8 protein-coding genes are annotated in these 13,571 nt (G+C 64.4%); 5 read left to right on the forward strand and 3 right to left on the reverse strand.

Annotated elements, in window-relative coordinates; all coding sequences use genetic code 11:
* Positions 1 to 240: 240 nt before the first annotated feature.
* On the reverse strand, positions 241 to 1,887 hold the full coding sequence (gene aceF, locus ACZ9H4_RS21365) for a dihydrolipoyllysine-residue acetyltransferase (protein WP_476120702.1): 1,647 nt from the start codon (positions 1,885 to 1,887) through the stop codon (positions 241 to 243).
* 86 nt (positions 1,888 to 1,973) lie between these two features.
* A complete protein-coding gene (gene aceE / locus ACZ9H4_RS21370) occupies positions 1,974 to 4,670 on the reverse strand; it encodes a pyruvate dehydrogenase (acetyl-transferring), homodimeric type (RefSeq protein WP_476120704.1) in 2,697 nt (898 codons plus the stop codon).
* Positions 4,671 to 4,945: 275 nt separating this feature from the next.
* On the opposite strand from aceE, the gene fixL reads away from it, so the two are divergent.
* The 5 genes from fixL to folD all read left to right on the forward strand — a co-directional run bounded on the left by fixL (position 4,946) and on the right by folD (position 12,044).
* Positions 4,946 to 7,462: an oxygen sensor histidine kinase FixL gene (gene fixL, locus ACZ9H4_RS21375; RefSeq protein ID WP_476120705.1), complete on the forward strand. Its 2,517-nt coding sequence runs from the start codon at positions 4,946 to 4,948 to the stop codon at positions 7,460 to 7,462.
* Positions 7,459 to 8,103: an oxygen response regulator transcription factor FixJ gene (gene fixJ / locus ACZ9H4_RS21380; protein WP_408143986.1), complete on the forward strand. Its 645-nt coding sequence runs from the start codon at positions 7,459 to 7,461 to the stop codon at positions 8,101 to 8,103. The genes fixL and fixJ overlap by 4 nt, the downstream gene beginning before the upstream one ends.
* A 573-nt stretch (positions 8,104 to 8,676) precedes the next feature.
* Positions 8,677 to 9,993 (forward strand): DUF3300 domain-containing protein, encoded by a 1,317-nt coding sequence (locus tag ACZ9H4_RS21385; protein ID WP_408143984.1) that lies wholly within the window; start codon positions 8,677 to 8,679, stop codon positions 9,991 to 9,993.
* Between the two features lie 19 nt (positions 9,994 to 10,012).
* Positions 10,013 to 10,942 carry a DUF2950 domain-containing protein gene (locus ACZ9H4_RS21390; protein WP_408156325.1) on the forward strand — a complete coding sequence of 310 codons (930 nt, stop codon included), beginning with the start codon at positions 10,013 to 10,015 and terminating at the stop codon, positions 10,940 to 10,942.
* 241 nt (positions 10,943 to 11,183) lie between these two features.
* Positions 11,184 to 12,044, forward strand: coding sequence for a bifunctional methylenetetrahydrofolate dehydrogenase/methenyltetrahydrofolate cyclohydrolase FolD (gene folD / locus ACZ9H4_RS21395; RefSeq protein ID WP_408324195.1), 861 nt, complete (start codon positions 11,184 to 11,186; stop codon positions 12,042 to 12,044).
* A 145-nt stretch (positions 12,045 to 12,189) separates the two neighbouring features.
* Here the strand turns inward: folD and ACZ9H4_RS21400 are convergent, their stop codons facing one another.
* A complete protein-coding gene (locus ACZ9H4_RS21400; protein ID WP_476120708.1) occupies positions 12,190 to 13,305 on the reverse strand; it encodes an acyltransferase family protein in 1,116 nt (371 codons plus the stop codon).
* Positions 13,306 to 13,571: the final 266 nt, after the last annotated feature.

A 13,571-nucleotide genomic window follows, 5' to 3' on the forward strand; every position in this document is an offset into this window, starting at 1 on the left:
GCTATGGCCCAAAAGCTGGCAGCGCGACGGACAGAATCATCCTTTGCTGTCCGCCGAAGGACGCGCCTTTCTTTTGCTTACTTTTCTTTGGAAGACACCCCGAAGGAAGTGCCCTTGGGGTATAAAGAAAAGTAAGTGCCGCCCCGCACAGGGGCGACGCTAATAGACCGACAAGCATGCAGGTTCTACAAAAGTGCGCGGATCACAGACAAACAGTCAGCGCCCCGCGCAACATCACCATCAAAGAATCACACGCCGGAAATCGGCAAGAAGCGCCCCAAGATACGCATTGAAGCGCGCAGCTTCAGCCCCGTCGATAACCCGATGGTCATACGACAGCGACAGCGGCAACATCAGCTTCGGCACGAACTGCTTGCCATCCCACACCGGCTTCATCGCACCGCGCGAGAGACCGAGAATGGCGACTTCAGGCGCGTTGATGATCGGCGTGAAATGCGTGCCGCCGATCCCGCCGAGCGATGAAATCGAGAAGCAGCCGCCTTGCATCTGATCCGGCTTGAGCTTGCCGTCGCGCGCGGCCTTCGACAGGTCGGTCATTTCCTTGGCGATCTCGACGAGACCCTTCTTGTCCGCGTCGCGAATCACCGGCACCACCAGACCATTCGGCGTATCGGCGGCAAAACCTACGTGGTAGTACTGCTTGAACACGAGGTTATCGCCATCGAGGCTCGCGTTGAACGTCGGGAATTTCTTCAGGGCCGACACCACGGCCTTGATCACGAACGCCAGCATCGTGATCTTTACGCCGGCCTTTTCGTTTTCCTTGTTCAACTGCACGCGCAGCGCTTCGAGTTCGGTGATGTCCGCCTCGTCGTTGTTTGTGACGTGCGGAATCATGACCCAGTTGCGATGCAGATTCGCGCCCGAAATCTTCTTGATACGCGACAGCGGCTTCGGATCGATCGGACCGAACTTCGTGAAGTCGATCTTCGGCCACGGCAGCAGATTCAACTCGCCGCCACCTGCCGCCGCCGGCGCCGCGCCTGCCGGCGCTGCACGCTGACCGGTCATCACGCCCTTGATGAAAGCGGTCACGTCGGCCTGCGTAATGCGGCCCTTCGGACCCGTGCCTTGCACCTGCGTCACATCGACACCGAGTTCGCGTGCGAACTTGCGCACCGACGGCGACGCGTGGCTCGCGTGGCGCGTGCCTCCCTCGCCTGCCGGAATCGACGGTGCTTGCGCAAGCGCTGACGGTGCAGCCGGTGCGGGCGACGGCGTCGCCGGCGCATCGGACGGCTTTTCGGCGGGTGCCGGTTTCGCAGCCGGTGCGGCAGCCGGCGCGGCAGCGCCACCTTCGGCTTCCACCACGACGATCACCGAGCCTTCCGAGACCGTATCGCCGACCTTGACCTTCACTTCCTTGACGACACCGGCGGCCGAGCTCGGCACATCCATGGTCGCCTTGTCGGATTCGAGCGTCACCAGCGACTGCTCTTTCTCGACGCGGTCGCCGACCTTCACCGCGACTTCGATCACGGGGATGTCTTTGTAGTCGCCGATATCCGGCACTTTGACTTCCTGCAGGCCGCCGCCGCTCGAAGCGGGTGCGGGCGCAGCAGCCGGCGCGGGCGCCGGCGCGGCAGCAGGCGCCGCGGCCGGAGCCGCAGCAGCCGCGCCGCCTTCAGCGGCTTCCAGCACGACGATCAGCGAACCTTCCGACACGTTGTCGCCGACCTTGACCTTCACTTCCTTGACGACGCCGGCCGCCGAACTCGGCACGTCCATGGTCGCCTTGTCGGATTCCAGCGTAACGAGCGATTGCTCTTTCTCGACGGTGTCACCCGCCTTCACCAGCACCTCGATCACAGGGATGTCCTTGTAATCGCCGATGTCCGGCACCTTGACTTCGATCGCTTGACTCATTGTTAGTGTCTCCTGGGCCGCGCACGCAGCCTGCCTCCGTCGATCAGAAGCAGGCGCGCACGCCGTGGCACACGGGGAATGATGCCTTAGACGGTCATCGGGTTGGGTTTGGCGGGATCAAGGTTGTACTTCTTGAGCGCCTCGGCGACCACCTTGCGTTCGATCGTGCCTTCGTCTGCCAGCGCATTGAGCGCGGCAGCCGTGACCCAGTAGCGGTCGACTTCGAAGAAGTGGCGCAGTTTTTCGCGGGTGTCCGAACGGCCATAGCCATCCGTGCCCAGCACGACGAACTTCTGCGGCACGAACGCACGGATCTGCTCGGTCAGCGCACGCACGTAGTCGGTCGATGCGATGACCGGACCTTGCGCGTCCTTCAACAGCTTCTCGACGTGCGAGAGCTTCTTCTCTTCGGTCGGGTGCAGCAGGTTCCAGCGCTGGACTTCGTGGCCTTCGCGCGCCAGTTCGGTGAAGCTCGGCACACTCCACAGGTCGGCGGCGACGCCCCAGTCGTTCTTCAGCAGGTCGGCGGCGGCGATCACTTCGTTGAAGATCGTGCCCGCGCCCATCAGCTGCACGCGCGGCGCCTTCTTGTCGGCTACGGCCTTGCGGAACGCGTACATGCCCTTGATGATGTCGGCCGCTACAGCGTCGCCCTGCGGAATCGCCGGGTGCTCGTAGTTTTCGTTCATCACCGTGATGTAGTAATACACGTCTTCCTGGTCAGCCACCATGCGGCGCAGACCGTCCTGCATGATGACCGCGAGTTCGTAACCGAACGTCGGGTCGTAGCTGATGCAGTTCGGCACCGAAGCGGCCCACAGCAGCGAGTGGCCGTCTTCGTGTTGCAGACCTTCGCCGTTCAGCGTCGTGCGGCCCGCGGTGCCGCCCAGCAGGAAGCCGCGCGAGCGCATGTCGCCCGCCGCCCATGCGAGGTCGCCGATACGCTGGAAGCCGAACATCGAGTAGAAGATGTAGAACGGGATCATGATTTCGCCGTGCGTCGAGTACGACGTCGCGGCTGCGATCCAGTCGGCCATGCCGCCGGCTTCGTTGATGCCTTCCTGCAGAATCTGACCGCTTTCCGACTCGCGGTAGAACATCAGCTGGTCGGAGTCTTCCGGCACGTACTTCTGGCCGTCCTGATTCCAGATACCGATCTGACGGAAGAGGCCCTCCATACCGAAAGTACGCGACTCGTCCGGCACGATCGGCACGATGCGCTTGCCGAGTGCCTTGTCCTTCAGGAGGATGTTCAGGATCCGCACGAACGCCATCGTCGTGGAGATCTCGCGGCCTTCGCCCGTGCCCTTCAACAGCGGCTCGAACGCCGACAGTTCCGGCACCGGCAGCGAGTCCGCCTTCTGACGACGCGCCGGCAGATAGCCGCCGAGGTCCTGGCGGCGAGCACGCATGTACTCGAGTTCCTTCGAACCTTCTTCGAACTTGAGGTACGGCACGTTGACGAGGTCTTCGTCGGCGATCGGCAGACGGAACTGATCGCGGAATTTCTTCAGCTGCTCCACCTGCATCTTCTTCTGCTGGTGGGTGATGTTCATCGCCTGGCCGGCTTCGCCCATGCCGTAGCCCTTGATCGTCTTCGCGAGGATGACGGTCGGCTGGCCCTTCGAATTCGATGCTTCCTGGAACGCTGCGTAGATCTTGTGCGGATCGTGGCCGCCGCGATTCAGATTCCAGATGTCTTCGTCGGACCATTCGGCGACCAGCGCCTTCAGTTCCGGCGTGTTGAAGAAGTGCTCGCGCACATACGCGCCCGACTCCGACTTGTACGTCTGGTATTCGCCGTCGACGACGTCCATCATCCGGCGCATCAGCGCGCCCGACTTGTCGCGTTGGAACAGCGCATCCCAGCGGCTGCCCCAGATCACCTTGATGACGTTCCAGCCCGCGCCGCGGAATTCGCTTTCGAGTTCCTGGATGATCTTGCCGTTACCGCGCACCGGGCCATCGAGGCGCTGCAGGTTGCAGTTGATCACGAACACCAGGTTGTCGAGGCGTTCGCGGCCGGCCATGCCGATCGCGCCGAGCGATTCCGGCTCGTCCGTCTCGCCGTCGCCGAGGAAGGCCCAGACCTTGCGGCCTTCGGTCTTCGTGATGCCGCGCGCCTGCATGTACTTCATGAAGCGCGCCTGGTAGATCGCCATGATCGGGCCGAGGCCCATCGACACGGTCGGGAACTGCCAGAAGTCCGGCATCAGCCACGGGTGCGGATACGACGAGATGCCCTCGCCGCCCACTTCCTGACGGAAGTTGTCGAGCTGGTTTTCGGTCAGGCGGCCGAGCAGGAACGCGCGCGAGTAGACGCCCGGCGACGAGTGGCCCTGCACGAACACGAGATCGCCGCCATGCGCGGCGGACGGTGCGTGCCAGAAGTGGTTATAGCCGACGTCATACAGGGTGGCCGCCGAAGCGAACGACGCGATGTGGCCGCCGACGTTGGTTTCCTTGCCCGCACGCAGCACCATCGCGATGGCGTTCCAGCGCGTGTACGAGCGGATACGGTGTTCGAGGTCCTGGTCGCCGGGGATCTTCGCCTGGCGCGCGACCGGAATCGTGTTGATGTAGGGGGTGTTGGCCGAGAACGGCAGATGTTCGCCGTGCACGCGGGCGAACTCGATCTGTTTCTCGATCAGGTAGTGGGCACGGTCGGGGCCCACAGCAGAAATCACGCCATCCAGCGCTTCAAGCCATTCGCCGGTTTCCTGGGGATCGTCGTCTTTTTCAGCGGCGACATATTTCATGACTTCGTCGGGTACAGCGGACATGCTCGTCTCCTGGATATAGAGGAACGCTCTTTGGACAGACGACGCGGACGAAGCACGACCGCGGCAGCTCCGGCCGATTGTAATAAGGGTCCCGACGTCCACGCAACAAAATTTTCAAATGACGAGATCACTTCTCATAATGCGGAAAATTGCTGCGACGCAACCTGGTTTGACTGCCGATCGGCGGATACGTCGGGTAGTTTGCGCCGATTAACGGTACTTTCCGTGCTTTTTTGCGCCATTTGTCAGTCACGCGCTGCGCTACAATGCCACGCATGTTGACCGAACGGCTTTTCGCTCGCTCGGCGCGCACCGCCGGTTCGCCGGGCGATTCGACGCCGTCCTCCCGCTGGCACCATGGACCATGGTGGTCGAATTCCTATTTGCTGACGCCGCTCCTGTCGATCCTGGTTTTCCTGGTCGTCATGAGCCTGATCCTGTGGAGCCTCAACCGGCGCGAACAGCAGCAGCAGGAAGACACCCTCTACCGTAACGTCGCGTGGGCGCAGCAGCAGATCCGCCTGTCCATGACCGGCGCGCAGGAACAGATTCAGGCGCTCGCACGCGATCTGGCCACCGGCCACGCCGATCCGCATTCGTTCCAGGCGTCCACCACGGACATCATGCAGGGGCATCCCGAGATCCTCTACATGAACTGGTACACCAGCGCGCAGCAGCCGCGCTGGCCCAATACCGCCCTGCCCGTATTCGGCCAGCGGCTCGCGAGGCCCAACGACGCGCAGATGGACGAAGCGGTCAAAGCCGCCTTCACCGAAGCGCGCGACACGCGCCGCCAGGTCTATTCGCCACTGATCTACGACGACCTCGGCGACGGCTATATCACGCTGCAAACGCCGGTGTTCCGCGACCGCGAGTTCCTCGGCTCGATTGCGGCGGTGTTCTCGGTCGAAGGCATTCTCAAGCGCGACATCCCGCCCGAGCTGTCGGCCAAATACAAGATCTCGATCATCGACGTGAACAACCGCGAGTTGACCACCACGTCAACCCGCCCGCGCCTGCCGCGCGACATGTTCTACGACCTGCCGCTCGATCCGCCGGGCCAGGGCATCTCGGTGCGCGTCTACGCGTTCCCGCAGATGACCAACTTCACCAACAACACGCTGGTGTGGCTGGTGGCGGGCCTCTCGTGCTTCGTGCTGTGGAGCCTCTGGAGTCTGTGGAAGCACACGCGCCAGCGCTTCGAAGCGCAGCAGGCGCTGTACGCGGAAGCGTTCTTCCGCCGCGCGATGGAAAACTCGGTGCTGATCGGCATGCGCGTGCTCGACATGCACGGGCGCATCACCCACGTGAATCCCGCGTTCTGCCGGATGACCGGCTGGGACGAGAGCGATCTGGTCGGCAAGAACGCGCCGTTCGCCTACTGGCCGCGCGACGCCTATCCCGAGATGCAACGCCAGCTCGACATGACACTGCGCGGCAAGGCGCCGTCCTCGGGGTTCGAGTTGCGGGTGCGCAGGAAAGACGGCTCGCTGTTCCATGCGCGTCTCTATGTATCGCCGCTGATCGACAGTTCGGGCCGCCAGACCGGCTGGATGTCGTCGATGACCGACATCACCGAACCGAAACGCGCGCGCGAGGAACTCGCCGCCGCCCACGAACGCTTCACCACCGTGCTCGAAAGCCTCGACGCCGCGGTGTCGGTGCTGGCCGCCGACGAAGCCGAGCTGCTGTTCGCCAATCGCTACTACCGGCACCTGTTCGGTATTCGCCCCGACGGCCATCTGGAATTGGCGGGCGGCGGGTTCGATAGCGCACAGGCGTCGTCCGATTCGATCGATATGGTGGATACCTACGCGGGCCTGCCCGCGGCCGCGTTGACCGAAAGCACCGCCGATGCGCAGGAAATCTACGTGCAAAGCATCCAGAAGTGGTTCGAAGTGCGCCGTCAGTACATCCAGTGGGTGGACGGCCACCTCGCGCAGATGCAGATCGCGACCGACATCACCACCCGCAAGCGGGCGCAGGAACTGGCGCGCCAGCAGGACGAAAAGCTGCAGTTCACGAGCCGCCTGATGACGATGGGCGAGATGGCCTCGTCGCTCGCGCACGAACTCAATCAGCCGCTCGCCGCGATCAACAACTATTGCTCCGGCACCGTCGCGCTGGTTAAATCCGGTCGCACGACGCCCGACAATCTGCTGCCGGTGCTCGAAAAGACCGCCCAGCAGGCGGTGCGCGCCGGCATGATCATCAAACGCATCCGCGAGTTCGTGAAGCGCAGCGAGCCGAAGCGGCAAGCCACGCGCGTCGCCGACATCGTCGCGGACGCGGTGGGGCTCGCCGAGATCGAAACGCGCAAGCGTCGCATTCGCATCGTCACCGATCTGCGCTCGCGCCTGCCGGTGATCTACGTCGACCCGGTGCTGATCGAGCAGGTGCTGGTCAACCTGCTGAAGAACGGCGCCGAGGCGATGGCCGAAGCCCGCCCGAATGCGGTCGATCCGGTGATCCGGGTGGTCGTGCGGCTGGAGAGCGGCTTTGTCTGCATCAGCGTCGTCGACCAGGGTCCGGGCGTCGACGAAGCGACAGCCGAGCGGCTGTTCGAACCGTTTTACAGCACCAAGTCCGATGGTATGGGCATGGGGCTGAACATTTGCCGTTCGATTATCGAATCGCACCGCGGCCGTCTGTGGGTGGTGAACAACGTCGAGTCCGACGGCCACATCACAGGCGCCACGTTCCATTGCAGTCTGCCTATTGGAGAGCCTGACGGCCCGAGCAACGGCGGGTCAGAGGCGCCGACACCACAAACCGTTACGGGAGAGCTATGAACAGCCCAGTCACCACACAGGAAACTGTCTTTGTCGTCGACGACGACGAGGCCGTGCGAGATTCGCTGCGCTGGCTGCTGGAGGCGAACGGCTACCGCGTGCAATGCTTCTCCAGCGCCGAGCAGTTCATCGACGCATGGCAGCCGCATCAGCATCCGGGCCAGATCGCCTGCCTGATCCTCGATGTGCGGATGTCCGGCATGAGCGGGCTCGAGTTGCAGGAACGCCTGATCGCCGACAACGCGTCGCTGCCGATCATCTTCGTGACGGGTCACGGCGATGTGCCGATGGCCGTGTCGACGATGAAAAAAGGCGCGATGGACTTCATCGAGAAACCGTTCGACGAAGCCGAGTTGCGCAAGCTGGTCGAGCGCATGCTCGACAAGGCGCGCACCGAGAGCACCAGCGTGCAGCAGCAACGCGCCGCCGCCGAGCGTCTTGGCAAGCTGACCGCACGTGAGCATCAGGTGCTCGAGCGCATCATCGCGGGCCGCCTGAACAAGCAGATCGCCGACGACCTCGGCATCAGCATCAAGACGGTCGAAGCGCATCGCGCGAACATCATGGAAAAGCTCAACGTCAACACGGTCGCCGATCTGCTGCGACTCGCGCTGTCGAACAAGCCGCAACCCGCGCAATAAATCCGACGGGCGGCATTCCCCGCAAGAGCCCATCGCATTGCCCACGGCCGGACTGCAGAAGCGTCCGGCCCGCACCGGTTCCATGCCTGCGCTACTCGCGCACGGCACCCTTCCCGCGTTTGCATTTGCGCGCCATCCCCCGCGCCGTCTTCCGTATTGCAGTGCCGGTCACGATGCGCGGCCCGGTAATTGCTCACCCCGGCTGGTCCGTTTCTAATACACCACTTTCGTCCGACATGATTGACAAGCCCCGCTACGCCCCCTAATTTATACAGAACTCCTTAGGAGGTGCTGATGCGCAATCAATGCGGGTACGACACGCGGTACACGGCGCACAGCGTTTCGCGAAACGCCGCTAGCGGACCACGCGGCCCGCGTGCCGCACCTCCTGCATCGTTGCCGCTTCATTGTCGCGTCGTCCACCGCATCCGCATCACTCGCACGCGGCTGCCCATTCATCCGCTACACCTCGCCTCGCCTGCCTGTGCTCTCTCCGATTCCAGCGTGACGCATCGCCGTGGCGCGTGCCGCGCATCGACGTTTCGCCTGTAACCCGACCGTGAGGATGTCATCGTGAAACGATCTGCAGCGCATCGCTCGCGCGTTTTGCTCGCCTGCGCCGCCCTTGTCGGGGCGCCGCTCGTCGCCGGGCTCGTCATGCCGGACGCAGTGCTTGCGCAAAGCGCTGCCAAGGTCTCGACCCAGCAACTCGATTCGTTGACGGCCCCCATCGCGCTGTATCCCGACGCCTTGCTCGCGCAGGTGCTGATGGCTTCCACGTTCCCGCAGGACGTACAGGCCGCGGCCGCCTGGTCCAAAGCGAACCCGAAGCTGCAGGGCGACGACGCCGTCAAGGCGGTCGCCGGCGAATCGTGGGACCCGAGCGTGCAATCGCTGGTCGCCTTCCCCCAGGTGCTCGCGACGATGTCCGCGAAACCCGACTGGGTCTCGCAACTCGGCAGCGCCTTCCTCGCCCAGCCGAATGACGTGATGGACTCCGTGCAGCGCCTGCGCAAGCAGGCCCAGGCAGCCGGCAATCTGAAGACGAGCGAACAGCAGAAGGTCGTCGTCGAACAGAGCACAATCCAGATCGTGCCGGCCAATCCGCAGGTCGTGTACGTGCCGACCTATAACCCGACGGTGGTCTACGGCACGTGGCCGTATCCGGCCTATCCGCCGGTCTATGTGCCTCCGCCGCCCGGCTATGCGGTGGCGAGCGGGCTCGCCGCAGGTCTCGCGTTCGGCACCGGCGTGGCCGTGGCGAACTCGCTGTGGGGCGGCTTCAACTGGAATACGCACGACGTCAACGTCAATGTGAACCGCTACAACAACATCAATGTGAACCACCGGATCGACGCGAACAGCAACACGACGAACTGGAATCGCAATGCCAACGTGAACCGCAACAACGTCAACAACAATCTCGGCGCCGCGCAGCGCGATGCGTATCGCGGCCGCGACAACGCGCGCGCCGAGGCGCAGCAGACGTTGCAGCAGCGCACCGGCCAGCAGATGGGCGGCAGCGCGAGCCAGCGCGTGCAAGGGATTCACCAGGGCGGCGTCACGAATCAGAACCTGCAGAACCACGCGCAGAATATGAATCGCGACAACGCGCTGCGCGGCGCTGGCGACGGCAACGCCGCGCGGCTGGACGCGCAGCGCGGCCAGGCGAGCCGCGCCGGAATGGCGGGCGAAGGACAGCGTGCAGGTGGTGGACAGCATGCGGGCGGCGGCTTCGGCGCGCACGGCGGCGGCCAGTCTTACCAGGGTGGTGGCGGCCTTGGCGCACATGGAGGCGGCGTCCAGAGAGGTGGCGGGGGCGGCGCAATGGGCGGCGGGGGTGGCAGGTTCGGCGGCGGGGGCGGGGGTCACATGGGCCACCGCCGTTGAACGTTCAAGAGGAGACTCGATGATGCGCTTATTACCCCGGGGCACGTTGCGCGCCCGCGTTCAGGTTCGGACACTGGCCGCCGCCGTTGGCTGCATCGGCGCGCTGCTGGCTGTCACGGGCACCGCCCATGCGCAAGCCGTCTACCCGAGCGCCGACGCTGCCGCCAACGCTTTCGTCGACGCTGTCGCGAGCAATGACGACCCCGCGCTCAAGCATGTGCTCGGCGGCGACTTTCGTCGCTTCATCCCCACCGCGGACATCGGCGAGGACGATATCTACCAGTTCCTCGGCGCGTGGTCGAAGGGGCATCAGATCGTCGAAGATCCGGCCACCGGCAAAGGACACGCCACCGCGCACGTGGCGGTCGGCGACAGCGGCTGGACCTTGCCGATTCCGCTCGTGCAAACGGCGCAGGGCTGGCGCTTCGATCCGCGTGCCGCGCATGATGAAATGCTGACGCGCCGCATCGGCCGCAATGAACGCGCGGCGATCATGACCTCGCTCGCCTATGTCGACGCACAGAACGATTATCACAACCTGACGCAGCATTACGCGCAGCGCTTCGTCAGTACGCGCGGACAGCACGACGGTCTGTACTGGCCGACGGCGCCCGGCGAAGCCGAAAGCCCGCTCGGGCCGCTCGCCGCCACGATGCCCAACGGCACGCTGCCGACGCAGGCGTATCACGGCTATCACTACCGGATCCTCACCGCGCAAGGGCCGCATGCAAAAGGCGGGGCGCGAAACCATGTCGAGAACGGCGTGATGAGCGGAGGGTTCGGGCTGATCGCGTCGCCCGCCGAGTATGGCCGGACCGGGGTGATGAGTTTCATCGTCAATCAGGACGGGCAGGTGTATCAGAAGGACCTCGGGCCTCAGACGGCGCGTGCAGCGGCGGCGGTCAAAGCGTTCGATCCGGACGAGAGCTGGCAGGCGGTGCAGCCGTAAGCGTGACCTTGGCGGCAAGGGGGCAATGGCCTGGCGGTCGCGCTGTGCGCGACGCGAATCCACGCATGGCGCGTCAAACAGGCCCGGTATAATGTCGGACTTCGCAGCCGCGCCTATCTCCGATTCGCGCCGCGCGCTTTTCACGTGCCGACCCGTTCCCGCTGAAAAGCGCCATCGCGCGGGGCGCCTTCAGGCGTCCGCGCCCTGTTCCGCTTTCCAAACTGCCTATCTCGACCCGACCATGACTGCCAAACTGATCGACGGCCTCGCCCTTTCCAAGACTCTGCGCGCCGACGTCGCCGCGCGCGCCGCCGCCCTCACCGCCCGCGGCCATCAGCCGGGCCTCGCCGTCGTGCTGGTCGGCGACAATCCGGCCAGCGAAGTGTATGTGCGCAACAAGGTCAAGGCGTGCCAGGACAACGGCCTCGGCTCGTCGTTCGACCGCTATCCGGCCGACCTGCCGGAAGCCGACCTGCTCGCGCGCATCGACGAACTGAACCGCGATCCGCGCATCCACGGAATTCTGGTGCAACTGCCGCTGCCCAAACACATCGACAGCCACAAGGTCATCGAGGCGATCGCGCCGGAAAAAGACGTCGACGGCTTTCACGTCGCCAATGCCGGCGCGCTGATGACCGGCCAGCCGCTGTTTCGTCCGTGCACGCCCTACGGCGTGATGAAAATGTTCGACGCGTACGGGATCGACCTGAAAGGCGCCAACGCCGTGGTGATCGGCCGCTCGAACATCGTCGGCAAGCCGATGGCGCTGCTGCTGCTCGAAGCCGGCGCGACCGTGACGATCTGCCATAGCAAGACGCGCGAACTGGCCGCGCACACGCGCAACGCCGACGTGGTGGTCGCGGCCACTGGCCTGCGCAACATCCTGACGGCGGACATGGTGAAGCCGGGCGCGACCGTGATCGACGTCGGCATGAATCGCGACGACGCCGGCAAGCTGTGCGGCGACGTCGATTTCGCGGGCGTCAAGGAAGTGGCCGGCTACATCACGCCGGTGCCGGGCGGCGTCGGCCCGATGACCATCACGATGCTGCTCGTCAACACGATCGAAGCCGCCGAGCGCGAAGCGGACGCGAAGGCGTAACGGCGGCCCGCAAAAAAACGGCCGGCGAAGCATGTTCGCCGGCGAAGAGACTTTCCGCGCCCCTTGGCGCCGAGCTTCGCGCACAGAAGCCCGGTGCAGGAAACAGCGGCACTCACGGGCAGCGGTGCGCAGCGCGCGCACCGCCTCAACGGATCGCCTGATCCCCCGCAGCGATGCCTGTCGCCGGCGGCCTGTGCTGCGGCGCGAGGCGCGTGCGACACCACGTCAGCACCGGCCGCTCCACGAAGTGCCACGACAGTGCCGCACTCACGAGGATCAACGGCGCGGCGACCACCAGCGACATCCCGTGGCTCAACTGCGGCGTTCTATTCGCGATGCACTGCTGCACCATGAATCCGTACAGATAAATGCCGTACGAGTAGTCGTGACGCGGCACGAAGCGCCGCAGTACTGGCGTCGTTCCCACCCATAGCACGCCGTACACGAAGGCCAGATAGAAGAGCGGCTGCGCGCCGGTCGTATCGCGAAAGACCAGAAACACCATCGCGAACCCCAGCGCCGTCAGGCCGTTGATGTCGACCCGCTCGCGCCAGCCGTACAGCAGCATCCCCAGTATGAAGAACGGCTCCGGCCAGAACGAATAGCCGTTGGCGGGATGGCTGAAATCCCGCGTGCCCAGTTGCAGATGCGGCAGATGCACGCGCAACACGATCGCGGCGCCGCCGAGCGCCGCCGCCAGCAGCACGCCGCGCGGGCTGGACAGCAGCCCCAGCATGCCGGTCACGAGCACGATCAGATAGCAGCGCACTTCGATCGGCAGCGTCCACAGCGTCGCGCAGATCTCGTGCGGCATGCGGTTGTGCTCGAACACGCCAGGCAGCGTCCAACGGGTCTTCAGCACGATGGTGGAGAAGTTGTCGAGGTTCGCCCACGTCATCCCGGAGGCGAAGTATTCGCGCAGCGGCAGCGTCGTAAAAAGCGGCCCGATGATGAACACCGTCACGACCGAGCCGACCGCCACCGCCGGCCACAGCCGCGCAATCCGCAACGCGACGAAACGCGGCCCCGAGCGTTGCCGGTCGAAGCTGGCGGTCACCAGCAAGCCGCTCAGCAGAAAAAACGCGTAGACGCCGAACGCGCCGAAACCATCGAAGCCGAGCGCATTTTCCACCCAGTCAGTCGTGCCATCCGGCGCCTGGAGCAGATACGAATGGCCATAGACGACGGCAACGGCGGCCAGCAGCCGCACGAGGTCGAAGTTGTTGCCGTTGCGCTTTAAAGCGTGCGAAAGCGGGTTCATCGACACCTCTGACAGGAAACATCGCTCACTGCTAGCGACACGTCAGATTGCGGCAGGGCAGCAAAGCGCACCGTTCGCTTTCGCACAGAAACGCAGCGGCTGCAGTAGCCCCCCAAGGTGCTCGACCGCGCGTGGGGCCGCCGGCATGTCGCACGCCGCATGCCGCATGCCGCATGCGATTCGCCCACGGAGCCGCGACATCTGATAATTTGTCAGCCGACGGATTGGAATCGGCGCGTCCCGCCCCAATAATGTTCTTATCGGGT

The sequence above is a fragment of the Paraburkholderia sp. TE9906 genome (assembly GCF_056279605.1).

Coding starts and splice junctions, on each gene's coding strand:
- aceF (WP_476120702.1), bottom strand. CDS start 1,887: ATGAGTCAAGCGATCGAAGTCAAGGTGCCGGACATCGGCGATTACAAG.
- aceE (WP_476120704.1), bottom strand. CDS start 4,670: ATGTCCGCTGTACCCGACGAAGTCATGAAATATGTCGCCGCTGAAAAA.
- fixL (WP_476120705.1), top strand. CDS start 4,946: ATGTTGACCGAACGGCTTTTCGCTCGCTCGGCGCGCACCGCCGGTTCG.
- fixJ (WP_408143986.1), top strand. CDS start 7,459: ATGAACAGCCCAGTCACCACACAGGAAACTGTCTTTGTCGTCGACGAC.
- ACZ9H4_RS21390 (WP_408156325.1), top strand. CDS start 10,013: ATGATGCGCTTATTACCCCGGGGCACGTTGCGCGCCCGCGTTCAGGTT.
- folD (WP_408324195.1), top strand. CDS start 11,184: ATGACTGCCAAACTGATCGACGGCCTCGCCCTTTCCAAGACTCTGCGC.
- ACZ9H4_RS21400 (WP_476120708.1), bottom strand. CDS start 13,305: ATGAACCCGCTTTCGCACGCTTTAAAGCGCAACGGCAACAACTTCGAC.